The following is a 25,070-nucleotide window of genomic DNA, read 5'->3' as shown; positions in this document are numbered from 1 at the left end:
GCTCTACCTCGGCTGCCTAAGGAAACAATATGACGATTAATATTGGCGAAACTGTTTTTTCTGGCACTGGTCGTTTTTGCCGCATGGGAGCGGCGATGGTCCTGCTGGCGATCGCCGGCTGTTCGAGCACCAACATCGAGGGCGCCACGCCTGTCGCGGCTGCCGACGGGCCAAAGAACACCGGCACCTATCCGAACCTGAATATCCCTCCGCAGGCGGCGGCCGAGCAATTCACCGAGGCGGAAAAGAGCGCCAAGCTCGCCCAGTTGAAGGCGGAAGCGCAGGCGCAGGGCTCAAAAGGCGGCGCGGTAAAGGTCGCGAACCCGGCGGCGCTGAACACATTGGCAAAGAAGCACGGCACCGATGCGCTGAAACAGATCAAAGCCAAATGCGATCCCGCCCTCGACCCTACCTGCAAATAGGGTTATATCGCGCGACCGACAAGCACCTTTGCCAAAAACCACTTTGACCGTCTGGAATTGACCCACCACTGGAAATGATATGGAAGAATTTCACAAGGTCCGCCGGCTTCCGCCCTACGTCTTCGAGCAGGTCAACCGGCTGAAGGCCAGTGCCCGCTCGCGCGGCGCCGACATTATTGACCTTGGCATGGGCAATCCGGACCTGCCGACGTCCAAGGCCATCGTCGACAAATTGTGCGAGGTCGTGCGCGATCCGCGCACGCACCGCTATTCGTCGTCGCGCGGCATTCCGGGCCTGCGCCGCGCCCAAGCCAATTACTATGCCCGCCGTTTCGGCGTGAAACTCGACCCGGACACGCAAGTGGTGGCGACGCTGGGCTCGAAGGAAGGCTTTGCCAATATGGCGCAGGCGATCACCGCGCCCGGCGACGTGATCCTGTGCCCCAACCCGACCTATCCGATCCACGCTTTCGGCTTCATCATGTCGGGCGGAGTCATCCGCTCGTTGCAAGTGGAGCCGGACGACGGCTTCATTCCGGCGCTGGAGCGCGGCATCCGCCATTCGATCCCGAAGCCGCTGGCGTTGATCCTCAATTACCCGTCGAACCCGACGGCGCAGGTCGCCTCGCTCGATTTCTACAAGGACGTGGTTGCCTTCGCCAAGAAGAACGATGTCATCATCCTGTCGGACCTTGCCTATTCGGAAATCTATTTCGACGGCAATCCGCCGCCTTCGGTGCTGCAGGTGCCGGGCGCGATCGACGTTGCGGTCGAGTTCACCTCGATGTCGAAGACGTTTTCCATGCCCGGCTGGCGCATGGGTTTTGCCGTCGGCAACGAGCGGCTGATCTCTGCGCTGACCAGGGTGAAATCCTATCTCGACTACGGAGCCTTCACGCCGATCCAGGTGGCGGCCGCGCACGCGCTTAACGGCGACGGCGCCGATATCGCTGAAGTGCGCGACATCTACCACAAGCGCCGCGACGTCATGGTCGACGCCTTCAGCCGCGCCGGCTGGACTGTTCCCGCACCGGCGGCGTCGATGTTCGCCTGGGCGCCGATCCCGGAGCCGTTCAAGCATCTCGGTTCGCTCGAATTCTCCAAGCTTCTGATCGAGCACGCCGATGTGGCGGTGGCGCCGGGCGTCGGCTTCGGCGAGCATGGCGACGACCATGTGCGCATCGCGCTGGTCGAGAACGAGCACCGGATCCGGCAGGCGGCGCGAAACATCAAGCGCTTCCTGGCGTCCAGCGCCAAACAGCCCAACAATGTGGTGCCGCTCGCCGCGCATCGTTGAGTGGCCACAGATCACATCGACCAAATCCTTGAGGGGCGTCGCCGGACATGGCTGAAGCGTTGCGTGTTGGAATCGCCGGTCTCGGCACCGTCGGCGCGTCGGTGGCGCGCGTGCTGCGCGACAAGGCGGCGGAACTGACGCGGCAATGCGGCCGCGAGGTCGTCGTGGCAGCCGTTTCGGCCCGCGATCGCAAACGCGACCGCGGCGTCGACCTCGGCGCGGCCAAGTGGTTCGACGATCCGGTAGGAATGGCGCAGACCGCCGAGATCGACGTCTTCGTCGAGTTGATCGGCGGCGACGAGGGGCCGTCGCGATCATCCGTGAAAGCAGCGCTTGAAACCGGCCGCCACGTCGTCACCGCCAACAAGGCGCTGCTCGCCAAGCACGGCGTGGCGCTGGCCGAGATCGCCGAGAGGAAGGGCGTGCTGCTCAATTACGAGGCGGCGGTGGCGGGCGGCATTCCGGTCATCAAGACGATGCGCGAGGCGATGGCCGGCAATTCGGTGACCCGTGTCTTCGGCATTCTCAACGGTACCTGCAACTATATCCTGACCCGCATGGAAGCCGAGGGCCTGTCGTTCGACGCCTGCCTGAAAGACGCGCAGCGGCTGGGCTATGCCGAGGCTGACCCGACCTTCGACATCGAGGGTCACGACACCGCGCATAAGCTGTCGATCCTGACCAGCCTTGCCTTCGGCACGAGGATCGCCGCCAACGACATCTACATGGAAGGGATTTCCAACATCAGCCAGGCAGACATCCGCGCGGCCGGCGATCTCGGCTACCGGATAAAGCTGCTCGGCGTCGCCCAACGCACGGAAAGCGGTATCGAACAGCGCGTGCACCCGACCATGGTGCCGACGGCCTCGGTCATCGCGCAGGTGCACGGCGTCACCAATGCGGTGGCCATCGAAACCGATATTCTGGGCGAACTCCTGTTATCCGGCCCGGGTGCCGGCGGCAACGCCACCGCATCGGCGGTGGTCGGCGACATTGCCGACATCGCCAAGAGCCGGCCCGGTTTCCAGCATGGTCCGGTCTTCGGCCTGCCGGCGAAGGAATTGCGGCCGTACAAGAAGGCGCAGATGCGCAGCCATGCCGGCGGCTATTTCATCCGGCTGACCGTGCATGACCGCATCGGCGTCTTTGCCGCCATCGCCAAGCGCATGGCCGACAACGACATTTCGCTGGAATCGATCGTGCAGCACGCCGCCGGGCCGGATACCGCCCTGCAGAAGACGGTGATCCTCGTCACCCACGAGACGACAGAAGCGGCGGTCCGCAAGGCCGTCGACGGCATCACCAAGGACGACCATCTGACCGACAAGCCACAGGTCATCCGCATCGAGCGGGCGGAATAGGAATTTCTCTTTCTCCTTCAATCTATTGATACCGTTGTGTTTTCAAAAAAGGCCCGCCCAGGTCTTGCTGTTGTCATGGAGCTTTGACACAACCGGCGCGCCTCTGGTGCGTGTCACCGAACGCGCCGCCCTCGCGGCGGCAAGGTTGCGCGGCCGCGGCGACGAAAAGGCCGCCGACCAGGTTGCTGTCGACGCATGCGCGAGGAGCTCAACCGCCTCGCCATCAACGGCACGGTGGTGATCGGCGAGGGCGAGCGCGACGAGGCGCCGATGCTCTATATCGGTGAGGAGGTCGGTTCCGGCAAAGGCCCTGCAGTCGACATCGCGCTCGATCCGCTCGAAGGCACGACGATCTGCGCCAAGAACCTGCCCAATGCGCTGGCGGTCATCGCCATTGCGGAAAAGAGCAGCCTCCTGTTTGCGCCCGACGTTTATATGGACAAGATCGCCGTCGGCCCAGGCTATGCAGACGGCGTTATCGACATCGATGCCTCACCGGCCGAAAACATCGCCAGCCTAGCCAGGGCCAAGGGCGTGACGGTATCGGAGATCACCGCCTGCATCCTCGATCGGCCGCGCCATGGCGCGCTGATCGAGGCGGTGCGCGCCACGGGCGCTGCGATCCGGCTGATCGGCGATGGTGACGTCGCCGGCGTCATACACACCACCGATCCGGACGAAACCGGCATCGACATCTATCTCGGCACCGGCGGCGCCCCGGAGGGTGTGCTGGCGGCGGCAGCGTTGCGCTGCACCGGCGGCCAGATGCAGGGAAGGCTGATCCTCGACACGCCGCAAAAGCTGGCGCGCGCGGCGAAGATGGGCATCTTGGACCGAAGCGGGTCTACCGCGCGCAAGACATGGCGCGCGGCGACGTGCTGTTCGCGGCAACCGGCGTGACCGACGGCGACATGCTGGCCGGCGTCAAGTTCGGCCGCAATTCCATCACCACGCATACGATCGTGCTGCGCTCGTCCTCGCGCACCGTTCGCGAGATCAAGGCAAGTCACCAGGATCTGGAAAAGTTTTGATTCCCGACTCGGCTAGCCGTCGCATATTGTGAGAAATGACAATCCGCAGACGGCGCGTCGCATGACGGGCGAAAACCGTATCTTCCTCGATGTCAGGCAGTCGGCATCAGGTGTTTCCTGGGAACACCGGCTGACCGAGCGGCAGGACATGACTGCGCTTGCGATAGCGCAAGGCTTTGGCGTGCCGGACATCGTCGCGCGCGTCCTTGCCGGGCGCGGCGTGACCGCCGAGCAGACTGAGCGGTTCCTTGAGCCGACCATCCGCGATCTTTTGCCGGACCCGGCTTCGCTGACCGACATGGACAAGGCCGCCGCCCGCATCGCTGAAGCGATCGTGACCGGGGAAAGAGTGGCGATCTTCGGCGACTACGACGTCGACGGCGCGGCCTCATCGGCGCTGCTCAAGCGGTTTCTCACGCATTTCTCCGTGCCAGCGGAGATCTACATACCGGACCGCATCTTCGAGGGGTACGGACCCAATCCGGAAGCCATGCGCGAACTTGTCTCGCGTGGCGCGACGCTGATCGTCACCGTCGACTGCGGCACCAACAGCGCTGTCTCCATCGACGCGGCGAAGGCTGCCGGCGCCGATGTCGTGGTGCTCGATCACCACCAGCTCGGCGGTCCGTTGCCGGCGGCGGAGGCGGTCGTCAATCCCAATCGCGAGGACGACCTTTCGGGGCAGGGCCATCTTTGTGCAGCCGGCGTCGTCTTCCTGGCTCTGGTGCAGACGGCGAAGGTCCTGCGCGGCCGGTTGCCGGATGCCGCACCGCCGGACCTGCTTGGTCTGCTGGACCTCGTGGCCCTAGCGACCGTTTGCGACGTTGTGCCGCTGACCGGCGTCAACCGCGCCTTCGTGGTCAAGGGGCTGCAGATAGCGCGCCAACAGAGGAACGAGGGGTTGGCGGCGTTGGCACGGGTCTCGCGCATCGGCGAGCCGGTCAGCACCTTCCATCTGGCCTATCTGATCGGCCCGCGCATCAATGCCGGGGGGCGCATCGGCGACGCAGCACTCGGCAGCCGCCTGCTCGCCACCGACGATCCCGTCGAGGCCCGCACCATCGCCGAGACGCTGGACCGGCTCAATCAGGAGCGGCAGCAGATGGAATTGGAAATGCTGGCCGCGGCACGAGTCGAGGCCGATGCCGAGCTTGCCGGCGGCAATGGGCCGGCCATCGTCGTCACCGCCAGCTCCAATTGGCATCCGGGCATCGTCGGCCTGCTGGCCTCGCGGCTCAAGGACCATGCGCGCCGGCCCGCCTTTGCCATTGCCTTCAACGCCAATGGCATCGGCACGGGTTCAGGCCGTTCGGTGTCGGGCTTCGATCTCGGCCGGCTGGTGCGCGAGGCGGCCATTGCCGGGCTGATCGTCAAGGGCGGCGGCCATGGCATGGCGGCCGGCATTACGGTGGAGCGGGCGAAACTTGGCGCGCTCCGCGCCTTCTTCGAGGAACGGGCGGCGGCCGACGTGTTCCGGCTGCAGGGCGAGGAAAGCCTGGCCATCGACGGTGCGCTGGCCGCCGAGGGTGCGACGCTCGGCCTGCTCGATGCACTGGAGAAAGCCGGCCCGTTCGGCGCCGGGCATGTCGCGCCAGTCTTTGCGCTGCCGCGCCATCGTCTTGCCGATGCGAGGCCGGTCGGCACCAATCACATCCGCGCCGAGTTGCAGTCGGAAAGCGGCGGCCGGATCCAGGCGATCGCCTTTCGCGCGGTCGATACGGCGCTCGGCGAATTCCTGTTCACGAACAGGGGCAAGCCGGTGCATGTCGCCGGTTCGCTGTCGGGCAATCACTGGAATGGCAGCCGCACGGTGCAGTTCCGCATCGTCGATGCCGCACGCGCCTGAGAGCCGGGTTTTCGCTTCTGCGCGAGCTTCGATGATTTAAGCCAGAACCGTCTGCAGTCGGGTCAATTCGCCGATCTGGGCCATCGTCGCCTGATAGCCGAGGCGGATCGCTTCGTCGGCGCGGTGGAATTCGGTCAGACCGATATGGCTGAGTTTCGGCTGCAGCGACATGTCGGGCGGATCGCCAGCAAGTCGCGCACGCGAAATGCGGTCCTGGATGATGTTGAAGGCTTCGACCATAACCCCGGTGATGCCGAGCCGTGTTTGGTACTGGTGCCCTGCATCGATCTGGCCGGACCTTAGTGCATCCTTTTCAATGACCAGTTCGCCGGCGCTGTGCTTGATGACGGCGGCGCGGCCGAACAGATCGTAGTGAAGGTTCACCGCGACCACCAGCGGCTGCTCGTAGGCACGGCAGACCGAGACCGGCACCGGATTGACCAGCGCGCCGTCGACCAGTACGCGTCCGTTGCAAGTGACCGGTTCGAACACGCCGGGCAGCGCATAAGAGGCGCGCATGGCGGTGGTCAGCGAGCCGCTCGACAGCCAGATTTCATGGCCAGTGTGGATTTCCGCAGCAACGCAAACGAACGGTTTCGAGAGATCCTCGAAGCGAATGCCGGCCATATGCTCGCGCAGCCGGGCGTCGAGCTTCATGCCGCCGAACAACCCGCTGCCGCGCAGATTGAGGTCCAGAAGGCCGAAAATGCGCCGTTTGGTCAGGCTTCTGGCAAATTCTTCTAGCTCATCCAGCTTGCCGGCGAGATAACAGCCGCCAACCAGCGCGCCGATCGAGGTGCCAGCAATCATCGATACTTCGATGCCGGCTTCGTCGAGTGCGCGCAGCACGCCTATATGGCCCCAGCCGCGAGCGCAACCGCCCCCCAACGCCAGTGAAATGGCTGTTTTTTTGGGAGCTTCTGCGCCTGCGGGTGAAGAGAGGCCGTTCGCCTCCCGAACGTCAGGTCTGTTGCGCAATGACGCCCACTCGAGCATCACAATCTCCCTTGTCCCGCGGCTAATGTATAGGCAGGCCGTATCGAAATCATGAATATACGTGATTGCAGTCCGGTGAATGGTTCAAATGGATGGTTCATGGGGCTTTCGATACGTTTCTTCCGCATCGAACAGCGGCCCGCTGCCATCGCTGGCAAGCATCCTCTTGCCATCGATCAGCCCCACCGTCCGATAAAAGCAGGAACGCCGGCCGGTGTGGCAGGTTGCGTCGTGGCCCATCACTTTGACGCGCAACCATATTGCGTCCTGGTCACAATCCGTGAGCATCTCGACGACATTCTGCACATTTCCGGACGTTTCGCCCTTCTTCCACAGAGCGCTGCGCGAGCGCGACCAGTAGTGGGCGATGCCGGTTTCCAGCGTCAGCGACAGCGCTTCGGCGTTCATATGCGCGACCATCAGCAACATGCCGTCTTCGGCATCGGTGACGACGACGGTGACGAGGCCGCTGGCATCGAAGCGCGGCGAAAAGGCCGTGCCTTCTTCCAGTGCTTTCTTGTCTGATGGAGCTTTCGGAAATTCCACTGCCGACATCGCCGGTCCTTGTTCAGAGCCTCACCCAATTCTCGGGATCATTGGCTAGCGACCGGCGACGATCGTTCAGCCCCTGCCGCCGCGCACCATGGTGACGAAACGGACCTGTTCCTCGGGCGTGTCCTTGAAGACACCGGTGAAGGTCGAGGTCAGCGTGGTGGAGCCTTCCTTGCGGATGCCGCGCATGGCCATGCACATATGCTCGGCTTCGACCATGACGGCGACGCCGCGCGGATTGAGCACGTCCTGGATGACGCCGGCGATCTGCGCGGTCATGGCTTCCTGGGTCTGCAGGCGCTGGGCGAAGATATCGACGACGCGCGCGATCTTGGACAGGCCGACAACCTTGCCGTCCGGCAGATAGCCGACATGCGCCTTGCCGATGATCGGCACCATGTGGTGCTCGCAATGCGAATGGAACGTTATATCCTTGACGAGGACAAGGTCGTCATAGCCGGCGACTTCCTCGAAGGTGCGGCCGAGTTCCTCGGCCGGGCACTTGTCGTAGCCGCCGAACATTTCGCGATAGGCCTTCACCACACGCTTTGGCGTATCGACCAGGCCCTCCCGGTCCGGATTGTCGCCGGCCCAGCGCAACAGCGTGCGAACCGCGGCCTCGGCTTCGGCTTCGCTCGGCCGGTCGGTGATCGGCTTTTCCAGATAGGCGGACGGGGGCATGAATTTCTTGATGACGGCATCCATAAAGGCGTCTCCCGTAGTTCCCCTCTCAGGAGGAACGAGTTGAACGGACCACGACCTTTCGGGTGTTAGAAACGTGCCCTGTTTCCAGCCCGTAAGCGGCGTGAACTAATTCGAGCAACGACGAGGCTGTTGGTTACCTTGTCCATACCCGACTACCAGCATTATATATGATCGTGCCGAGCGAAAGGAAGACCGTCAGCGGCAATCGCTGTTCGCTCGGCGGCGACGGATTGGAAAAATATGATAGACGATGTCTACAATGCGAAAATTCTGGGATTTGCCGGGAATATTGCGCGGATCGGCCGGCTCGACCATCCCGACGCAACCGCGCGCGCGCATTCCAAGCTGTGCGGCTCGACCGTGACCGTCGATCTGAAGATGGATGACGGCGTCGTCACCGATTTCGCCCATGACGTCAAAGCCTGCGCGCTTGGCCAGGCGTCGTCCTCGATCATGGCGCAGCATGTCGTCGGCGCCAGCGCGGCCGAACTGCGCAGCGTTCGCGAGACGATGCTGAAGATGCTGAAGGAAAACGGCGCGCCGCCCGAGGGCCGCTTCGCCGACCTCAGATATCTCGAGCCGGTGCGCGACTATAAGGCGCGCCATGCCTCGACCATGCTGACCTTCGATGCGGTGGTCGACGCGATCAGCCAGATCGAGAAGAAGCGCGCCGAACAGGCGGCGTAGCCGTCAAATGGCGACGGATCACACGCCGCGATACACACGCAACTGGCCGGGCCCGTGGCGGAAGACACCCGGCCGAATTCTCGGTACGTCGCTCGTGCGCTTTTACCAACTGACGCTGTCCGGCTTTGTCGGCAATTCCTGCCGGCATCTGCCGACCTGCTCCGAATACGCGCACGAAGCGATCGCCCGCCATGGGCTATGGGCCGGCGGCTGGATGGGGTTTTTCCGCGTGCTGCGCTGCGGGCCGGGCGGAACGCATGGCATCGACCGTGTGCCGGAGGCGCTGACTGAGCGCTATATCTGGTTTACACCCTGGCGGTACTGGCGGATTGGGAAAAAGCGCAGCGACCCGGAAAGCTGACGCGGGCAGAGGAGCCTGCAATCGGGCAGATCTTTCCGATTTGCTAGGGTTAACCGCACGTTGCACATTTAAGACAAAATCGAGACAAGACGCCTCGCTAAGCCGCTCCTGAACACCCTTCAGGAGATTGCCAATGCGCCAGCTAGACCGCCGTCCATTCGTTTTCGCCTTGGTTCTCTACCTTCTGGCGTGGCTGTTGGGTTTTCCGATCCGTGCTCAATCCGCGCCGCTGAAGGACGCCGAATGCACGCTGATCCTGGATGCTGCAAGCGGCGAAACGCTATATCGGCAAGGGGTCTGTGACCAGCGCTTCAGTCCCGCCTCGACATTCAAGGTTCCCTTGTCGCTGATCGGCTATGACGCGGGAATCCTGAGCGACGAGCACACGCCGAGCTGGGAGTACAAGCCGGAATTCAATGCGGCGAAGCGGGACCAGAAAACCGTCGACCCGACGATCTGGGAAAAGGACTCGGTGCTGTGGTTTTCGCGGGAAATCACCCGCCGGCTCGGCAACGAGCGGTTCGCCGGCTACGTCTTGAAATTCGACTACGGCAACTCCGATGTTTCCGGCAACGCCGGCAAGAATGATGGCCTCACCCGGTCTTGGGTGAACTCTTCCCTCAAGATATCGCCGGTGGAACAGGTCGATTTCCTGCGCCGGCTGCTTGACCGCAAACTGCCGGTTTCGGACAAGGCCTACGCCATGACCGAAGCGATCTTGCCGACCTTCCAGGCAGGTGGCTGGACCGTGCAGGGCAAGACCGGGACCACCAGGCTTGGCAACGACGCCGACAAGGTCAAACGCTCGCTTGGCTGGTTTGTCGGCTGGGCGCAAAAGGATGGTCGCAAGATCGTTTTTGCCCGCCTCGTGGTCGACACGAAACGATCCGACACGCCCAAGGGCCCTAAGATGCGGGCGATGTTCCTGAAAGAGCTGCCGAATCTCATCAAACAAGACTAAGTGATCTGCTGTCCGCCTTTACGGCACGCGAATCTGCCCATAAAAGACTGCCGCCGGACGCATCCGGCTTTTTACTTTATGCATGTCGTTGCCCCAAAACCGCTGCACACTTTTGGGCGACGTGCATTTCACCACCCGCGCTCGTTTGCGGGACTGGATAGGAGAACTCTATGCTGAATTCCGTTTCCCTGGTATTTCCCGATGGCTCCGTCCGCGAGTATGAGGCGGCGATGACCGGCGCCGGCCTGGCGGAGTCGATCTCGAAGTCGTTGGCCAAGAAGGCCGTCGCGTACAGCATCGACGGCGTGGTGCGCGATCTTTCCGACCCGCTCGGTAAGTCCGGCAAGGTCGAGATCATCATCCGTGAAGACCCGCGCGCGCTAGAGCTCATACGCCACGACGCAGCACACGTGCTGGCCGAAGCCGTGCAGGAATTGTGGCCGGGTACGCAGGTGACCATCGGCCCGGTGATCGAGAACGGGTTCTACTATGATTTTGCCCGCAACGAGCCGTTCACGCCCGACGATTTCCCGGTGATCGAGAAGAAGATGCGCGAGATCATCGCGCGCAACAAGCCGTTCACCAAAGAGGTGTGGTCCCGCGAGAAGGCGAAAAAAATCTTCGCCGACAAGGGCGAGCGCTACAAGCTCGAACTGATCGACGCCATTCCCGAGGATCAGGATCTTAAGATCTATGCGCAGGGCGATTGGTTCGATCTGTGCCGCGGCCCGCATATGGCCTCGACCGGCCAGATCGGCAACGCCTTCAAGCTGATGAAGGTGGCCGGCGCTTACTGGCGCGGCGATAGCAACAACCCGATGCTGACGCGCATCTACGGCACGGCCTGGGCCGACCAGGCGCAACTCGACGCCTATCAGACCATGCTGGAGGAAACCGAAAAGCGCGATCACAGGAAGCTCGGCCGCGAGATGGACCTGTTCCATTTCCAGGAGGAGGGGCCGGGCGTCGTCTTTTGGCATGCCAAGGGCTGGAGAATGTTCCAGAACCTGGTCAACTACATGCGCCGCCGCCTCGACGAGCAGGGCTATCAGGAGGTCAACGCGCCGCAGGTGCTCGACAAGAGCCTGTGGGAGACGTCGGGCCACTGGGGCTGGTACCGGGACAATATGTTCAAGGTGACGGTCGCCGGCGACGACACCGACGACGACCGGATGTTTGCGCTGAAGCCGATGAACTGCCCCGGCCACGTCCAAATCTTCAAGCACGGGCTGAAGTCCTACCGCGATCTGCCGGTAAAACTTGCGGAATTCGGCAATGTGCATCGCTACGAGCCGTCCGGCGCGCTGCACGGGCTGATGCGCGTGCGCGGCTTTACCCAGGACGATGCCCACATCTTCTGCACCGAGGAACAGCTCGCCGACGAGTGCATCAAGATCAACGACCTGATCCTGTCGACCTATGCCGATTTCGGCTTCGACGAAATCACCGTCAAGCTGGCGACCCGCCCCGAAAAACGGGTCGGCACCGACGCGATGTGGGATCATGCCGAGGGCGTGCTGCAGGACGTGCTCGACAAGATCGCGGCGCGGTCGGGCAATCGGATCAAGACGGGCGTCAATCCGGGCGAGGGCACGTTCTACGGGCCGAAGTTCGAATATGTGCTGAAGGACGCCATCGGCCGCGACTGGCAATGCGGCACCACGCAAGTTGATTTCAACCTGCCGGAACGGTTCGGCGCCTTCTACATCGGCTCCGATTCGGAAAAGAAGCAGCCGGTGATGGTGCATCGCGCCATCTGCGGTTCGATGGAGCGCTTCCTCGGCATCCTGATCGAGAACTATTCCGGCCATTTCCCGCTGTGGTTCGCACCGCTGCAGGTGGTGGTGGCGACGATTACCTCCGATGCCGATGATTACGCGCAAAAGGTCGTGGCGCAGCTGAAGGCGGCCGGACTGTTGGCGGAAGCCGATCTTCGCAACGAGAAGATCAACTACAAGGTCCGCGAGCACAGCCTAGCCAAGGTTCCGGTTATCCTCGTCTGCGGCAAGCGCGAGGCGGAAGAGGAGACGGTCAACATCCGCCGGCTCGGGTCACGCGACCAGGAATCGCTTGGCCTTGGCCAAGCGGTGGCAATGCTTGCCGAAGAGGCGGTGACGCCCGACCGCAAGCGCAAACGAGCGGCCTGAGTTCAGTCAGATCATCGACGAAACGGCGGTGGAGCGATCCACCGCCGTTTTCGCATGCCCGCCGTTTTCACATGCCCGCCGTTTCACATGCTTGTCACGCCAGCCTTGTAACGAGCCCTCATGCTCAAGCTGAAGATGCGCGAAAGACCGTTTCCCGAGCTTTCCTATGCCAGTCCGCATCAGCCGGCTTTGACGCGCTGGTTCATCCATTCCATCGAAGGTCTGTCCGGCCGCGATCGTTTCGCGGCGCTCTACGATTTTTGGCGCCGCCAGGTGGTGCCGACCGGCGAGCGCGTGTTCAGCCGCATGCTGGAACTGATCGACGTCGGGGTGCGGACCACCGGCCAATGGCCGCCGGCAAACCTGCCTGACACGCCGCTGGTGATCGTCGCCAATCATCCGTTCGGCATCGGCGATGGCATTGCGGTGCTCTCGCTGGCTGAGCAGCTTCAGCGCCCGTTCCGCGTCATGATCCACAAGGATCTGCTCAAGATCCGCGAAATGGAGCCCTATTCGCTGCCGATCGACTTTTCCGAGACCAAGGACGCGCTGAGGAACAACATGGCGGTGCGCCATGAGGCGGGTGCGGCTGCTGAAGGAGGGCGTCATCATCGTCGTCTTCCCCGCGGGCGGCGTCGCCACCGCGCCGAAAGGTTTTGGCCGCGCGCGCGATCTGCCATGGAAGATGTTTCCGGCCCGTCTCGTCCAGGATGCCAAGGCCTCGGTCATTCCGATGCATTTTTCCGGTCAGAACGGCCGGCTGTTCCATCTGGTTAGTGGACCGATGAACATGGCCGAGCGCGACGGGCGTGTGGCGAAGTTCGTCGGCAGGGCTTCGCTGACGCTGCGTATTTCCCTACTCATCCACGAATTCGCGCGGCTGTCCGGCAAATCGATCGACGTGCGCGCCGGCGACGTGCTGGGATGGGACGAACCGGCGCCGCTGCGCGACCGCAAGGCTTTGCTCGACCGCCTCCACCGTGGCGTTTTCGATCTGGCGCCGGCCGAACCGCGCGGCCACGGCCAGTTCCTGCCGCGACGCATGCGCAAGGCGGCCTGATCGGTAAATCATACGCTGCTGGACCGGAATCCGGTACCGCGGTGTCCGGATGTCTAGTCCGCGCCTTCCTGGGGGTCGATCGCCGAGGCCTCCGTGGCCAAAACCTCGATTTCCTTGTTCTGCCCGGCCACGACCGTAAAATCTTTCTGATAGATGCGGTCGCGGTTCTTGGCGATGATGGTGTAGTCGCCCTCGGCCAGCACCATCGAAGCAAAGGCGCCGACGGTTTCCTTGATGGGATCGCCGGATTCGTTGAGCAACGACCAGGAGGTGTCGGCGATCGCCTCTCCACCCGACTCGCGTACCAGCTTCATAGTCATCTCCGCCGCACGATGCTCGACGGCCGCTTCGGTCAGCTTGCCGGCCTCGACGCGGATGTCGGAGCGGATGACCGCGTTCACCGAGCCATAGGTCGAGACGACGTGGTAGACGCCCGCGTTCAGCCGCACGACGCTGTTCGGCTCGACGTCTGGTATGATCAGGGCGCGATCGTGATTGGCTTCGGCTTGACCTTCATAGATCGAAAAGCGCAGTTTCTTCGGCGGTATGCGCACCCCGCCCGACAGCACGGCATCGAGCTTCAGGCCGCCGGCATCGAGCACGAGGCTTTCGCGCCTGGCGTCCTTGCCGACGGTGATGCGCTTGGTGGCACCGGCCCGGCCGTAAGAGGCATGTACCAGATAGCTGCCGGGCTCGAGCTGGAACACCGCACTGCCGCCATGGGCGGAAGCGACCATCGGCAGCTTGCCGTCGCCGGTGGGTTCAGGCTTGAAGACGCGCCAGACGATGCCGCGCGTGATGTCGGTGCCCTTGTCGGTCAATTGCGCGGATAGCGTGATCGCCCCGCTGCTGCCCGATGCCAGCGATGTGTCGCTTTTAGGAGGCGCATAGCTCGAAATTCCGGGAAGCTTCAGATCACCGAGGCCGTCCACATCCTGCGCGACGGCAAGCGAAACCGGCACCATCAACAGTGCGGCAGCGAGCCAGATCGGGAAAAGACGCAATGTCCCTTCAAACATGCCTTGCGTTGAAGCCCAAGGCGGTGGCAATTTCAAGGCTTAAGAGTCCGATCAGCTTCTGCTCGAGGGCTCTTTATCGGCGCGCCGCGCCAATGCCCGAGCCGCCCGATGTCCGATGGTGCGCTTCAGCTCAAATTCCAAGGAGACTTGCGCCATGGCGTCGCCGATCATCGACTTTCTGCTGACCCGAAATTCCGCGCCGATCCCGGAGTTGAAGGAACCGGCACCTAGCGACGCTGACATCGCGACGATGATTGCCGCCGCCTCGCGGGTGCCGGACCACGGCCGGCTCGAGCCCTGGCGCTTCATCCTGTACCGGGGCGAGGCACGCGTCGAGATCGGCAAGAAGCTGGCGGCACTTGCCGCACAGCGCGAAGGGCCGCTGCCAGAAGGCCGCCATAACCAGGAACTGGCGCGCTTTTCACGCGCGCCGCTGGTGATCGGCGTGGTGTCGAGCCCGAAGGAAAACCCAAAAATCCCGCAATGGGAAATGTTCCTGTCCGGCGGCATGGCGGCGATGAACCTCATAATATCGGCCAATGCACTGGGCTATGGCACCAACATGATCAGCAACTGGTATTCCGATGTGCCGGAGGGGAGGGCGATCCTGGGGCTGGCGCCGCATGAGCGGGTCGTCGGCTTCGTCCATATCGGCACCTATCAGGGGCCGGCGCCGGAGCGGCCACGGCCTGATCCAGCAAAGCTCTATGCCGACTATGCTGGGCCATGGGTGAGCTGAATGTTCTACGAGCCGGCAAAGGGGCATGGGCTGCCGCACGACCCGTCCAAAGCTATCGTGGCGCCACGGCCGATCGGCTGGATCTCGACGGTGAACAAGGCCGGCGAGATCAACCTCGCTCCCTATTCCTTCTTCAATGCTTTTTCGACGCGACCCTTCATCGTCTGGTTTTCCTCCGAAGGCGAGAAGGACAGCGCCACCTTCGCCGCAGAAACAGGCGAGTTCGTCGCCAACCTCGTCAGCCGCGATCTTGCTGAAAAAATGGTCCGCACGGCGGTCGATGCGCCGCGCGGCGTGACCGAATTCGACTATGCCGATCTCACCATGGCGCCGTCGCGTCTGGTAGCGCCGCCCCGCGTTGCGGCGGCGCCCGCGGCGCTTGAATGCCGGGTGACGGAGATCTTGCGGCCAAAGGCGCTGGACGGGACACCGACCGGTGCCATCGTGGTTGCCGGCGAAGTCGTCGGTGTGCATATCGATGATGCATTTCTGAAAGACGGCATCTTCGACATCGCCAGGGCGGGCAATGTCGGCCGTCTCGGCTATATGGACTATGCCAGCGTCAGCGAGATATTTTCGATGCGTCGGCCTCGCTGGGGAAAGGATTAGGGCTGGGATAGAATTAAGCACTTGGTTCTTGACAAGGCCGGCTCGCTTACCTTCTGGCAGTTGGTAATCCGGTGGCTAAACGGCAGTGCTGGCTATCGCGTTCGCCAATTCGTATTCGGTGAACGGCTTGCTGAGGGTTTTCATCTCCCGAGCGCCCGGCAGTTCAGCGTAGCCCGTGGCTATTATGACGGGGATATTTGGCCATTTATCCTTGATTGCGCAGTATAACTGCAGGCCAGTCATCTTCGGCATCGCGTGATCCGTTATGACGAGGTCGAACGGCTGCTCCTTCAGCAGATCAAGCGCTGCCGCTGCCGAATGCGCCTCCGCGACGGTATGGCCGAGGTCCTCCAGCATTGCAGCGGTGTTCAACAACACCAGGGGATCGTCGTCCATCGCCAGAATCCGCAACATTTGTTCCAGGCGACTTTCACCAAGGTGAAAGGATCGCAACGGCGTACGCGTTGTGGGGCCTGCTGGCGATGCGAAGGCCCAATACGGCATTTACTGGTAAATCGAGCTGATTACTTGCCTCGCACGGGCGTGGCGATTACCGAACGAGATCGGGAGAAATCGACGCGCCTCAGCCCAGCGGCCCAACAGGTCTGCAGGCTGTCATCTTTCGAACGCATTTGATACCCGACGATGGCTTACGATTCCCAAACTGTTGGACACGAGGCGGACATGGCAGAGCGAAAGAGACAGCCCGTTGTAAGTTCCGGTATTGCCGGCTTGGACGAAATTCTTCGCGGTGGACTGCCCGCTTCGAACTTTTACATAATGCAGGGCGATCCAGGGGCAGGCAAGAGAACCGCTGCCCTGCAATTTTTGCGCGCTGGGGTGGCGGCCGGTGAACGCTGCATCTATGTCAGTCTTTCGCAAACCGCCTCCGAACTCCAGGCGATTGCGTCTTCACACGGCTGGACGCTCGACGGAATTCGTGTCGAAGAGCTTTCAGCTTCTGAGACCGTGAGTGGCGCGGCCGATCAAAGCATTTTCCAGACCGCCGACCTTCGGTTGGATGAGACGCGCAAGGCGATCGAACGCGCGATCGAAGAACACAAACCACACAGGCTGGTTTACGACTCCCTGCTTGAAATCCGGCTGATCACCGGCGACACGCCGAGGTTTCGCCGCGAACTGATTGGCTTCAAGGCCTTTCTGGCCAAGCGCGGCATTGTGGCGGTTTTGCTCGATACTCAAACGAGTGGCGGTGATCACAACGGCGAAGAGATCGAGGGTATTGCTCATGGCGTCATCCGGCTTGATAAATCGCTCGAGGATTATGGAGCCGTGCGCCGGCGTATTGAGGTCAGCAAGATGCGGGGCGTGCCGTATGCCGACGGGTATCACGACATGGCCATTCGCGAGGGCGAAGGCGTCGTCGTGTTTCCGCGGATTGTACCCGGGTCGCCTCCTGAAGTCGTCAAGCCGCAACTGATCAAATCTGGGGTCGACGCTCTCGACGAGATGTTTGGCGGGGGCCAGGAATCGGGAACGATAACGCTGGTGATCGGTCAGTCTGGGACTGGCAAGTCAACGATGTCGTCGCTTTACGCCACAGCGGCTCTCCAGCGAGGCGAGAATGTTGCCCTGTTCCTGTTTGAAGAGCGGCTGGAACCTTTTTCGCCGGTCCGAGGGCTTGGGGATGGACCTGCGGCAGTTCTACAAGGACGGTCAACTCGTCATCTACGATTTCAGCCCGAACGAAATCTCGCCGGGCGAATTCGGCCAGATCGTGCAGCAAGTGGTCAGCCGCAATAATACTCGGGTTGTGGTGATTGATAGCTTCACCGGCTATCTGAATTCGCTGCCTCATCGCGAAAAAGCGGTGCTCGATATCCAGTCTCTCTTGAAGCATCTCGCACGTGCGGACGTGCTGACCATGCTCATTGTCGCTCAGCACGGGTTGCTCGGACAGAATGTCGGGATCGACGTGGATGTCAGTTTTCTCGGCGACACGGTGCTTCTTCTTCGCATGGCCGAGCATGAGGGTCGGCTAAGGCGCAACATCACGGTCGTCAAGAAGCGCCACGGCCCGCACGACCTCGATGTCCGGGAGCTCTTCATCGCGAGTTCCGGTGTTTCGGTTGTTGCCTATAATCCTTTGCCTGAGACGTGAGTGACACGGAGCACAACGGCCTGGGAACACTCGATTGGGTGCTCATTTTGGCGCCCTATCGCAAGGATGCCTCGTACATGGCCTCCCTGCTGCAAGAGCGCGGCGTTCATGCCAAAACGGCCGACACCGCAAATTTGGAGAATCTGCTTAAAGAATCCCCCGGAGTGCTTGTCGTTACGCATGAAGCCCTAGATCCAGCGGCAACCGCTACAATCGCCAGATTCCTTCAGCGCCAGCCGAACTGGTCGGAAATCCCAATCGTAGTCCTTCTCGACCGTGCGGCGTCCCAGTCGCGCATCCAGACGGCCCTGAGTGCTGCTTGGCCACATTCACGCCAGATATTCTATCAACGTCCCGTTGCGGCGCTGGAACTGATAAGCGGCATCCAGTCCGCACTCCTCACCAGAGCCCGTCAGCGCGACGTGCGCGATTACCTCGAGCGGGAGACGGAGCTGCGGCGCGAGCTCAATCATCGGGTGAAAAACATCCTGGCAAGCGTCGTATCCATCTTCGAAATGACGCGGCGCGGCGCAACCTCGGCAGACGGCCTCGCGGAAGACTTCAAAGGACGATTGAGAGCGTTGTCGAACGTTCATTCTGCGGTCTTTGACGCAGGAGGTGAGACGGTGCCTTTGATGGATGTCGCCAATTCGATCCTTGCGCCGTACAGCTCGGACGGACAAAGCGGCATCAGCATTGAGGGACCTGAGGTGCTGCTTTCGCGCGAGGCCGCCACAACCCTCGCCCTCTGCCTTCATGAACTCGCGACAAAGGCCATCAAATATGGTGGCTTATCCCAGCCCGAAGGCAAGGTTCGTTTGGAATGGAAGATCGCCTCGAGCCCGGAACCAACGCTGACCCTGAGGTGGACCGAATCGGGTGGGCCGTCGGTCGTCGAACCCTCGCGAGTAGGATATGGAACACGGTATATGCGCGCCGCTTTGACAAGCCTGTTTGGAGAGCATCCTGATCTTATCTTCGCGCCGGACGGCCTGCATTTGTCGATCCGCGGTCTACTTTCCCGCCTCTCTCCAGAACCAACCGACTAGTCTGGCGGCACCGTTGGCTCGTTGCGGCGGGCAACGCCATGATCAGTGCTGCGCATGGTGAGCGGCAGGCCTATCGGGCTGTTCCTGGTATCTGGTCGCCTGGTCAATTTCGCGGAACTGATGAGCCGCCTCCCGGCAGGAACGCGAGCCACCGTCGGAAGGGCCCGGCGTCGCGCGATCAGACTAAATCAGGCCAAAACTCCGGTCGCCCTAGCGCGTGCCAGAAGCCGTTCTGCGAGCCGGAGATGCGGTCGGTCGTACATTTTGCCGCCGATGCCGACGACGCCGGGATTTCCAGCCGCTTCGAATGCCTGGACGATCGCCAGGCAGTGTTTCACCGCCTCGGTCGACGGCGTGAAGGCAGCGTTGATGACCGGCACTTGCGACGGATGGATCGCCATCTTGCCGGTGAAGCCGTCGCGCTCTGCCTCGGCGCATTCCGCCTCGAAGCCAGCCATGTCGCGAAAACTGGGGAAAACCGTGTCGATCGCCGCGACTTCCGCAGCAGCCGCGGCGAGGATGGTCATGGTACGGGCGAAGCGGAACACATCGGTATAGCGGCCGTTCCCGTCGCGCGCCGCACGCGCACCGATCGCCGCCGAGAGGTCTTCCGCACCCCAGGTGACGCCGACAAGCCGCGCGCTTGCCTTGGCATAGGTGGCGGCCGCCAGCACGCCGGCGGCTGTTTCGGTGATGATTGGCAGGATTTTGATGACGCCGTCCGGCAGCCCGCTTTCGGCCTCGTGCACCCTGAGCTTGGCCGAGAGATGCTGGACATCCTGTCCGCTATTCGACTTCGGCAGCATGATGCCGTCGGGTTTCACGGGCACGAGTGCCACCAGATCGTCATCCGTCAGGCGGGTCGAGAGATCGTTGATGCGGACATAGATTGCGGATCTGGTTTGATGCCTGTGTTCGGTGATGGAGCGTGCGGCGACGCCGCGAGCCAAAGCCTTGTTTTGTGGCGCGACCGAATCCTCGAGGTCGACGATGACCACGTCGGCGCCGGCGCCAAACGCCTTTTCCAGCTTCTTTTCGGAATCGCCGGGAACGAAAAGCAACGAGCGCATCGGTCAGGCTGCCTTCTTCATCATCATCGCCTGTCTTGTGCATTTGGCGACGAGCACGTCGTTCTGGTTATAGGCGCGGTGCTCGAACTCGACGATGCCGCGGTCCGGCTTCGACTTGGAGTCGCGCACCGATACCACCGTGGTCTCGACGCGGATGGTGTCGCCGTGGAAGACCGGATGCGGAAACACCGTCTCCTTCATGCCGAGATTGGCGATGGTGGTGCCGACGGTGATGTCGTTCACCGAAATGCCGATCATCAAGCCCAGCGTGAACAGTGAATTGACCAGCGGCTTGCCCCATTCACTTTTGGCGGCGAAATCGAAATCGATGTGCAGCGGCTGCGGGTTCAGCGTCATTACCGAAAACAGCATGTTGTCGCTTTCGGTGACGGTTTTCCGCAGCGTATGCCGGAAGACATGGCCGACGACGAACTCTTCCAGATGAAGCCCGGCCATGGTCGATGCCCTCCGCTGCCGCATCGGCCCGAAAATCGGAATCGATTTTTCGGAAAGCACGATGCGAAGATTCAAAGTATTAGAGCGTACTTCCGTGCGTCCGAAAGGACGCAGGTCGCTCTAAGGGTTGATAGGCGCTGCATACCGCGCTCGCAAGCTAGTTAACAAAGAGGGGCCAGTTAACAAACATGGTGAACCGTTCGTAAACCATTTCTGCCTACGGTCTTCACTGGGGCGGGAACAGACTCGGGTTAGGGGCATAGCGGACGGCATGGTTGTTTCGCATTTCCTGAAATGGATCTACACGGCCAAGGTTTCGGAGCGCGCCGCTGCGGCAAGCGCTCTGGCTCGCGCCTACATCAATGCCGATCTGCCTTTCGAGGACCGCTGCGCGGCGGAGGCCGCGCTGACGCTGCTGCTAGACGATGCCTCGTCGAAAGTGCGGCTGGCGATTGCAGAGGCGCTGTCGATGAGCCATCACGCGCCGCTGCAGATCGTCAGCGCGCTGGCATCCGATCAACCGGAAGTCGCAAGCTTGGTGCTGGCACGTTCGCCGCTGCTCACCGATGCCGATCTGATCGACCGGGTTGCCGGCGGCCAGAAGGCGACGCAGAAACTGATCGCCGACCGTCCGCGCGTCTCCATGGCGGTCGCCGCGGCGATCGCCGAAATCGGCGAGCCGGAAGCCTGCGCCACGCTTCTCGCCAACAGCGGCGCCGATATCGCTTCGCTCAGCTTCCGCCGTATCGCCGAACGCCATGGCCATCTGCCTTCGGTGCGCGAAGCGCTGATATCAGATGCGCGTCTGCCCGCCGACTGCCGGCATATGCTGCTGATAAAACTTGGTGAAACGCTTAAAGGCTCGTCGCTGGTGGTGGCGCTGATGGGCCATGCCAGAGCCGAGCGCGTCATGCGCGACGCCTGCGTCAAGGCTTCCGTGACGCTGATCGAAGGCACGCGCCAGCAGGAACATGCGGCGCTCATCGAGCATCTGCGCCTGCGCGGCGACCTGACCGCAAGCTTCATCATTCGCACCATCGCGCATGGCAAGGTCGATTTCTTCGGCTCGGCGCTGGTCGCGCTCAGCCAGCAATCCGAACAGCGGGTAAGAGCGCTGCTGGCCGGCGGGCATGACGTGGCGCTGCAGGCGCTGTTCCGCAGCGCCGGCTTGGCCGCGGCCACGCACGCGATCATCCTGCGCGCGCTGAAGATCTGGCGCGAGGTCGCCAATGGCAAGCGCCTTGCAGGCGTCCAGGAAGTCAGCTGGCTGATGCTGAAGGAATTGGGCGGGCAGTCCGCCGAAGGCGATCTCGCCGGATTGGTAAAATCAATCCATCTCGATGCGCTGCGCGAAAACGCGCGCGGCCATGCGCTGGCGATCGCGGCGGCCTGACACTCAAACGGACCGTCTGCAGTTTGCCGGCAAACCAGAAGCTCGGGCATTTTACAACACCCGAGCGAGAAATCAGGACCGGCCGATAATCAGAACCGATAATTGACACCAAACTTCACGGTGGAGAACTCTGCCGTGGCGCTGAAGTCGGAGCCGTCGCTGTCGTACCGCCAATCTCCGAGATCAGTGTAGAGATACTCGACCTTGGCAGTCCATTGCTGCGTGATGCCGTATTCAATACCTGCACCCACCGTCCAGCCGACCTGAGTCTCCTCGCCGTCTTGCAACGTGGGAGCATTTTCGATGCGTGCATCCACGCCTCCGATCGCCACACCACCGGTTACGTATGGCAGAATATTGTCGAAAGCATAGCCCGCCCTGCCGCGAATTGTGGCAAGCCAGTTGACTTCCGTCTCGCACGCGCCCGACCCGCAATTGAACGAGTTGAACAAAGCTGGCCCGTGGGAACCTTCTATGCCCGACCAGGCAATGTCTGCCTCGACGCCAAGAACGTATTGGTCCATCTGGTAGTTGTAGCCCAGGGCGACGCCGCCAATGACCCCGTCGATGTCCAGATCTCCCGTCTCAGCGGGCGGATTGAGATGTTCGGTGTCACCAAAACCGTAGCCGATAAATCCGCCCAAATAGGCGCCGCTCCAGTTGTAGGCTGACTCAACGGGTAGTGTATCGATCACAGCGTCGGCCGAGATCGCAACCTCGGATGAGCCTATAACGAGAATCGATGCGAGAAGAATCTTGCGCATAATTTGCCCCCTAATATTGGTACCAAGCTACCTTAGAACAGCTGGCTTGATCCATTTGCGCGGTCCCTCTTAGCGGCGGTTGGACAACGGTTCCTCTGTTTTGTTGCAAATAGGACACGAAATTGCAGAAGTCGCCGGACTTCAAGGCAGCAGACTCAACGATTTCGGCGCTTTCAGCGCTGCTTGACACGACAAAGCGGCACCGGCGGTGCCTCGCTTCGCACGGTGATGCCAGCCACATACTGCCTTGCAACAGTGACGGTCGCCGTTTGCGGTTCGCCGAGCAGAAGACGCTCAGATATCCAGCACTTCCGTCTCGGCGAATTCCGCACGTTCCTGGATGAAGCGGAAGCGGGCTTCCGGCTTGGTGCCCATCAGCGCGTCGACCGCATCCTTGGTCGCCGCCTCGGCGTCGATCACATCGACCCTGAGCAGCGTGCGCTTTCTCGGGTCCATGGTGGTTTCCTTGAGCTGGGCGGCCATCATTTCGCCCAACCCCTTGAAGCGGCCGATTTCGACTTTGCCGCGCCCGGTGAACTCGGTACGCAGAAGTTCGTCCTTGTGCGCATCGTTGCGGGCATAGGCGATCTTGCCGCCTTGCCGGATCGAGTAGAGCGGCGGCACCGCCAGATAGAGATGGCCGCCGCGGACCAGGCTCGGCATCTCCTGATAGAAGAAGGTGATCAGCAACGAGGCGATGTGGGCGCCGTCGACGTCGGCGTCGGTCATGATGATGACCCGGTCGTAGCGCAGATCCTGATCGCGGTATTTCGAGCGTGTGCCGCAGCCAAGCGCCTGGATCAGGTCGGAAATCTGCTGGTTGCCGGCCAGCTTGTCGTTGCCGGCGCTGGCGACGTTGAGGATCTTGCCGCGCAGCGGCAGCACTGCCTGGCTGGCGCGGTCGCGCGCCTGTTTTGCCGAGCCGCCGGCCGAATCGCCCTCGACGATGAAGAGCTCGGCGCCGGCCGCGGCATTCTGCGTGCAGTCGGCGAGCTTGCCGGGCAGGCGCAGCTTGCGCACCGCGCTCTTGCGCGACACTTCCTTCTCCTGGCGGCGACGCACCCGTTCGTCGGCACGCGCGATCACCCATTCGAGCAGCTTCGAAGCTTCCTGCGGGTTGTCGGCCAGCCAGTGATCGAAGGGGTCGCGGATAGCGGTCTCGACGATCCTGATCGCCTCGATCGTCGCCAGCCTGTCCTTGGTCTGGCCGACGAATTCCGGTTCGCGGATGAACACCGACAGCATACCCGCCGCCGAGATCATGACGTCTTCCGACGTGACGATCGAAGCACGCTTGTTGCCGACCAGGTCGGCATAGGCGCGCAAACCACGTGTCAGTACGTTGCGGAAGCCGGCCTCGTGCGTGCCGCCTTCGCCGGTCGGGATGGTGTTGCAGTAGGAATTGAGGAACCCGTCGCCGCCGAACCAGGTCACTGCCCATTCGAGCGAACCGTGGCCGCCTTGCCTGTCGCTTTTGCCGGCAAAGATTTCGCGGGTGACCTGGAATTCGTCGCCGAGCGAGGCTTTCAGATAGTCCTTGAGGCCACCGGGAAAATGGAACTCGGCCTTGGCCGGCGTCGTGTCCTTCTCCTTGATCAGCGACGCATCGCAGGTCCAGCGGATCTCGACGCCGCCGAACAGATAGGCCTTCGAGCGCGTCATGCGGTAGAGCCGCGCCGGCTCGAATGCCGCACCCTTGCCGAAGATCTGCTCGTCGGGATGGAAGCGTATCTTGGTGCCGCGCCGGTTATGCACCTCGCCGAGTTGCTCCAGGCCAGTCACCGGAACGCCGCGCGAAAAACGCTGGCGATAGAGCTGGCGCCCGCGCGCGACCTCGACCTCAAGATGGTCTGACAGCGCGTTAACGACGGAGACGCCGACCCCGTGCAGGCCGCCCGAGGTCTCGTAGACCTTGCTGTCGAACTTGCCGCCCGAATGCAGCGTCGTCATGATGACTTCGAGTGCCGGCTTCTTGAATTTCGGATGCGGGTCGACCGGAATGCCGCGGCCATTATCGGTGACTGCCAGATATCCGTCGGCCGAAAGCTCGACATCTATGAAGGTCGCGTGGCCGGCGACCGCCTCGTCCATCGAATTGTCGATGACCTCGGCGAACAGATGGTGCATCGCCTTGTCGTCGGTGCCGCCGATATACATGCCGGGTCGCCGCCGCACCGGCTCCAGCCCTTCCAGTACCTCGATGTCGGCGGCACTGTAGCTCTCGCTGCCGTCGCGGGATCCCGGGCGCTTCGCCGCCTGTACCAGCGGGTCAGCCGGGCGAGCGGTGGCGCGAACCGGTTGCGGCTGCTTGTCCATAGTGCCGAAAAGATCGTTATTTTCGTCCATGCTGGTCCTGGATTCCGATGCTGCGAATCACCACCCGATACTGCCACGCTTTTTGCGGGCAGGCGACGGAGGTTCCT

21 protein-coding genes and 3 pseudogenes are annotated in these 25,070 nt (G+C 62.1%); 15 read left to right on the top strand and 9 right to left on the bottom strand.

The window, feature by feature from the left end; all coding sequences use genetic code 11:
* Positions 1-95: 95 nt before the first annotated feature.
* From NKH36_RS21035 to recJ, 5 genes and pseudogenes are all read left to right on the top strand, one after another.
* Positions 96-422, top strand: coding sequence for a hypothetical protein (locus NKH36_RS21035; RefSeq protein WP_352964072.1), 327 nt, complete (start codon positions 96-98; stop codon positions 420-422).
* Positions 423-501: 79 nt separating this feature from the next.
* Positions 502-1,719 carry an LL-diaminopimelate aminotransferase gene (locus NKH36_RS21030; RefSeq protein ID WP_352964276.1) on the top strand — a complete coding sequence of 406 codons (1,218 nt, stop codon included), beginning with the start codon at positions 502-504 and terminating at the stop codon, positions 1,717-1,719.
* Between the two features lie 47 nt (positions 1,720-1,766).
* Positions 1,767-3,080: a homoserine dehydrogenase gene (locus tag NKH36_RS21025; protein ID WP_352964078.1), complete on the top strand. Its 1,314-nt coding sequence runs from the start codon at positions 1,767-1,769 to the stop codon at positions 3,078-3,080.
* Positions 3,081-3,144: 64 nt separating this feature from the next.
* Positions 3,145-4,111: pseudogene (gene glpX, locus NKH36_RS21020) on the top strand (class II fructose-bisphosphatase).
* A gap of 61 nt (positions 4,112-4,172) precedes the next feature.
* Positions 4,173-5,957 carry a single-stranded-DNA-specific exonuclease RecJ gene (gene recJ, locus NKH36_RS21015; protein WP_352964080.1) on the top strand — a complete coding sequence of 595 codons (1,785 nt, stop codon included), beginning with the start codon at positions 4,173-4,175 and terminating at the stop codon, positions 5,955-5,957.
* Between the two features lie 36 nt (positions 5,958-5,993).
* Here the strand turns inward: recJ and NKH36_RS21010 are convergent, their stop codons facing one another.
* The 3 genes from NKH36_RS21010 to folE form a co-directional block, all read right to left on the bottom strand.
* The gene (locus tag NKH36_RS21010) at positions 5,994-6,953 is read right to left on the bottom strand and encodes a patatin family protein (protein ID WP_352964083.1); all 960 of its coding nucleotides are present in this window, start codon (positions 6,951-6,953) and stop codon (positions 5,994-5,996) included.
* 84 nt (positions 6,954-7,037) lie between these two features.
* Positions 7,038-7,508, bottom strand: coding sequence for a phosphoribosyl-AMP cyclohydrolase (gene hisI / locus NKH36_RS21005; protein ID WP_352964086.1), 471 nt, complete (start codon positions 7,506-7,508; stop codon positions 7,038-7,040).
* 66 nt (positions 7,509-7,574) lie between these two features.
* Positions 7,575-8,210: a GTP cyclohydrolase I FolE gene (gene folE / locus NKH36_RS21000; protein WP_352964089.1), complete on the bottom strand. Its 636-nt coding sequence runs from the start codon at positions 8,208-8,210 to the stop codon at positions 7,575-7,577.
* Positions 8,211-8,450: 240 nt separating this feature from the next.
* Here folE and NKH36_RS20995 point away from each other — a divergent pair, with 240 nt between their 5' ends.
* The 5 genes and pseudogenes from NKH36_RS20995 (at position 8,451) to NKH36_RS20975 (ending at position 13,426) form a co-directional block, all read left to right on the top strand.
* Positions 8,451-8,897 carry an iron-sulfur cluster assembly scaffold protein gene (locus tag NKH36_RS20995; RefSeq protein ID WP_352964092.1) on the top strand — a complete coding sequence of 149 codons (447 nt, stop codon included), beginning with the start codon at positions 8,451-8,453 and terminating at the stop codon, positions 8,895-8,897.
* 7 nt (positions 8,898-8,904) lie between these two features.
* On the top strand, positions 8,905-9,258 hold the full coding sequence (gene yidD, locus NKH36_RS20990; RefSeq protein ID WP_352964095.1) for a membrane protein insertion efficiency factor YidD: 354 nt from the start codon (positions 8,905-8,907) through the stop codon (positions 9,256-9,258).
* Between the two features lie 133 nt (positions 9,259-9,391).
* Complete coding sequence (blaOXA, locus tag NKH36_RS20985; RefSeq protein WP_352964098.1) at positions 9,392-10,219, top strand: class D beta-lactamase; 828 nt, start codon at positions 9,392-9,394, stop codon at positions 10,217-10,219.
* 170 nt (positions 10,220-10,389) lie between these two features.
* The gene (thrS, locus tag NKH36_RS20980) at positions 10,390-12,366 is read left to right on the top strand and encodes a threonine--tRNA ligase (protein ID WP_352964101.1); all 1,977 of its coding nucleotides are present in this window, start codon (positions 10,390-10,392) and stop codon (positions 12,364-12,366) included.
* A gap of 120 nt (positions 12,367-12,486) precedes the next feature.
* Positions 12,487-13,426 (top strand): annotated as a pseudogene (locus NKH36_RS20975) (lysophospholipid acyltransferase family protein).
* A gap of 53 nt (positions 13,427-13,479) precedes the next feature.
* Here NKH36_RS20975 and NKH36_RS20970 read toward each other — a convergent pair.
* Positions 13,480-14,445, bottom strand: coding sequence for an RgsD C-terminal domain-containing protein (locus NKH36_RS20970; RefSeq protein ID WP_352964104.1), 966 nt, complete (start codon positions 14,443-14,445; stop codon positions 13,480-13,482).
* A gap of 154 nt (positions 14,446-14,599) precedes the next feature.
* Between NKH36_RS20970 and NKH36_RS20965 the strand changes: the two genes are divergently transcribed.
* Positions 14,600-15,184: a nitroreductase family protein gene (locus NKH36_RS20965; RefSeq protein WP_352964106.1), complete on the top strand. Its 585-nt coding sequence runs from the start codon at positions 14,600-14,602 to the stop codon at positions 15,182-15,184.
* Positions 15,185-15,793 carry a flavin reductase family protein gene (locus NKH36_RS20960; RefSeq protein ID WP_352964109.1) on the top strand — a complete coding sequence of 203 codons (609 nt, stop codon included), beginning with the start codon at positions 15,185-15,187 and terminating at the stop codon, positions 15,791-15,793.
* Between the two features lie 75 nt (positions 15,794-15,868).
* Here the strand turns inward: NKH36_RS20960 and NKH36_RS20955 are convergent, their stop codons facing one another.
* Positions 15,869-16,189, bottom strand: a complete 321-nt coding sequence (locus tag NKH36_RS20955; protein ID WP_352964112.1) for a response regulator — start codon at positions 16,187-16,189, stop codon at positions 15,869-15,871.
* Positions 16,190-16,477: 288 nt separating this feature from the next.
* Here NKH36_RS20955 and NKH36_RS20950 point away from each other — a divergent pair.
* A pseudogene (locus NKH36_RS20950) lies at positions 16,478-17,915 on the top strand (DUF7125 family protein).
* A gap of 77 nt (positions 17,916-17,992) precedes the next feature.
* Complete coding sequence (locus NKH36_RS20945) at positions 17,993-18,964, top strand: sensor histidine kinase (protein ID WP_352964115.1); 972 nt, start codon at positions 17,993-17,995, stop codon at positions 18,962-18,964.
* Between the two features lie 188 nt (positions 18,965-19,152).
* On the opposite strand, the gene NKH36_RS20940 is transcribed toward NKH36_RS20945, so the two are convergent.
* Both NKH36_RS20940 and NKH36_RS20935 read right to left on the bottom strand, forming a co-directional pair.
* Positions 19,153-20,034 carry an HpcH/HpaI aldolase/citrate lyase family protein gene (locus NKH36_RS20940; protein WP_352964118.1) on the bottom strand — a complete coding sequence of 294 codons (882 nt, stop codon included), beginning with the start codon at positions 20,032-20,034 and terminating at the stop codon, positions 19,153-19,155.
* Between the two features lie 3 nt (positions 20,035-20,037).
* On the bottom strand, positions 20,038-20,514 hold the full coding sequence (locus NKH36_RS20935; protein WP_502912082.1) for a MaoC family dehydratase: 477 nt from the start codon (positions 20,512-20,514) through the stop codon (positions 20,038-20,040).
* Positions 20,515-20,761: 247 nt separating this feature from the next.
* Between NKH36_RS20935 and NKH36_RS20930 the strand changes: the two genes are divergently transcribed.
* Positions 20,762-21,883 carry a DUF2336 domain-containing protein gene (locus tag NKH36_RS20930; RefSeq protein WP_352964124.1) on the top strand — a complete coding sequence of 374 codons (1,122 nt, stop codon included), beginning with the start codon at positions 20,762-20,764 and terminating at the stop codon, positions 21,881-21,883.
* Positions 21,884-21,972: 89 nt separating this feature from the next.
* Here NKH36_RS20930 and NKH36_RS20925 read toward each other — a convergent pair whose 3' ends face one another.
* Together NKH36_RS20925 and parE are read right to left on the bottom strand one after the other, a co-directional pair.
* Entirely contained in the window at positions 21,973-22,647 is a 675-nt protein-coding gene (locus NKH36_RS20925) for an outer membrane protein (protein WP_352964127.1), read from the bottom strand.
* 294 nt (positions 22,648-22,941) lie between these two features.
* Positions 22,942-24,993, bottom strand: a complete 2,052-nt coding sequence (gene parE, locus NKH36_RS20920) for a DNA topoisomerase IV subunit B (protein ID WP_352964129.1) — start codon at positions 24,991-24,993, stop codon at positions 22,942-22,944.
* Positions 24,994-25,070: the final 77 nt, after the last annotated feature.

This window comes from Mesorhizobium sp. M1312, from assembly GCF_040318115.1.
In the GTDB taxonomy this organism is placed as follows: domain Bacteria; phylum Pseudomonadota; class Alphaproteobacteria; order Rhizobiales; family Rhizobiaceae; genus Mesorhizobium.
Note: the sequence above shows the minus strand (reverse complement) of the source record. Positions and strands in the feature narration are given on the sequence as shown.

What these genes read in the sequence shown, in the direction of transcription:
- NKH36_RS21025 (WP_352964078.1), top strand. Translation starts at nt 1,767, where the DNA reads ATGGCTGAAGCGTTGCGTGTTGGAATCGCCGGTCTCGGCACCGTCGGC.
- NKH36_RS20925 (WP_352964127.1), bottom strand. Translation starts at nt 22,647, where the DNA reads ATGCGCAAGATTCTTCTCGCATCGATTCTCGTTATAGGCTCATCCGAG.
- NKH36_RS21035 (WP_352964072.1), top strand. Translation starts at nt 96, where the DNA reads ATGGTCCTGCTGGCGATCGCCGGCTGTTCGAGCACCAACATCGAGGGC.
- thrS (WP_352964101.1), top strand. Translation starts at nt 10,390, where the DNA reads ATGCTGAATTCCGTTTCCCTGGTATTTCCCGATGGCTCCGTCCGCGAG.
- parE (WP_352964129.1), bottom strand. Translation starts at nt 24,993, where the DNA reads ATGGACGAAAATAACGATCTTTTCGGCACTATGGACAAGCAGCCGCAA.
- NKH36_RS21030 (WP_352964276.1), top strand. Translation starts at nt 502, where the DNA reads ATGGAAGAATTTCACAAGGTCCGCCGGCTTCCGCCCTACGTCTTCGAG.
- NKH36_RS20965 (WP_352964106.1), top strand. Translation starts at nt 14,600, where the DNA reads ATGGCGTCGCCGATCATCGACTTTCTGCTGACCCGAAATTCCGCGCCG.
- folE (WP_352964089.1), bottom strand. Translation starts at nt 8,210, where the DNA reads ATGGATGCCGTCATCAAGAAATTCATGCCCCCGTCCGCCTATCTGGAA.
- NKH36_RS21010 (WP_352964083.1), bottom strand. Translation starts at nt 6,953, where the DNA reads ATGCTCGAGTGGGCGTCATTGCGCAACAGACCTGACGTTCGGGAGGCG.
- NKH36_RS20970 (WP_352964104.1), bottom strand. Translation starts at nt 14,445, where the DNA reads ATGTTTGAAGGGACATTGCGTCTTTTCCCGATCTGGCTCGCTGCCGCA.
- blaOXA (WP_352964098.1), top strand. Translation starts at nt 9,392, where the DNA reads ATGCGCCAGCTAGACCGCCGTCCATTCGTTTTCGCCTTGGTTCTCTAC.
- NKH36_RS20930 (WP_352964124.1), top strand. Translation starts at nt 20,762, where the DNA reads ATGGTTGTTTCGCATTTCCTGAAATGGATCTACACGGCCAAGGTTTCG.
- NKH36_RS20995 (WP_352964092.1), top strand. Translation starts at nt 8,451, where the DNA reads ATGATAGACGATGTCTACAATGCGAAAATTCTGGGATTTGCCGGGAAT.
- NKH36_RS20945 (WP_352964115.1), top strand. Translation starts at nt 17,993, where the DNA reads ATGGCCTCCCTGCTGCAAGAGCGCGGCGTTCATGCCAAAACGGCCGAC.
- NKH36_RS20960 (WP_352964109.1), top strand. Translation starts at nt 15,185, where the DNA reads ATGTTCTACGAGCCGGCAAAGGGGCATGGGCTGCCGCACGACCCGTCC.
- yidD (WP_352964095.1), top strand. Translation starts at nt 8,905, where the DNA reads ATGGCGACGGATCACACGCCGCGATACACACGCAACTGGCCGGGCCCG.
- NKH36_RS20935 (WP_502912082.1), bottom strand. Translation starts at nt 20,514, where the DNA reads ATGCGGCAGCGGAGGGCATCGACCATGGCCGGGCTTCATCTGGAAGAG.
- hisI (WP_352964086.1), bottom strand. Translation starts at nt 7,508, where the DNA reads ATGTCGGCAGTGGAATTTCCGAAAGCTCCATCAGACAAGAAAGCACTG.
- NKH36_RS20940 (WP_352964118.1), bottom strand. Translation starts at nt 20,034, where the DNA reads ATGCGCTCGTTGCTTTTCGTTCCCGGCGATTCCGAAAAGAAGCTGGAA.
- recJ (WP_352964080.1), top strand. Translation starts at nt 4,173, where the DNA reads ATGACGGGCGAAAACCGTATCTTCCTCGATGTCAGGCAGTCGGCATCA.
- NKH36_RS20955 (WP_352964112.1), bottom strand. Translation starts at nt 16,189, where the DNA reads ATGGACGACGATCCCCTGGTGTTGTTGAACACCGCTGCAATGCTGGAG.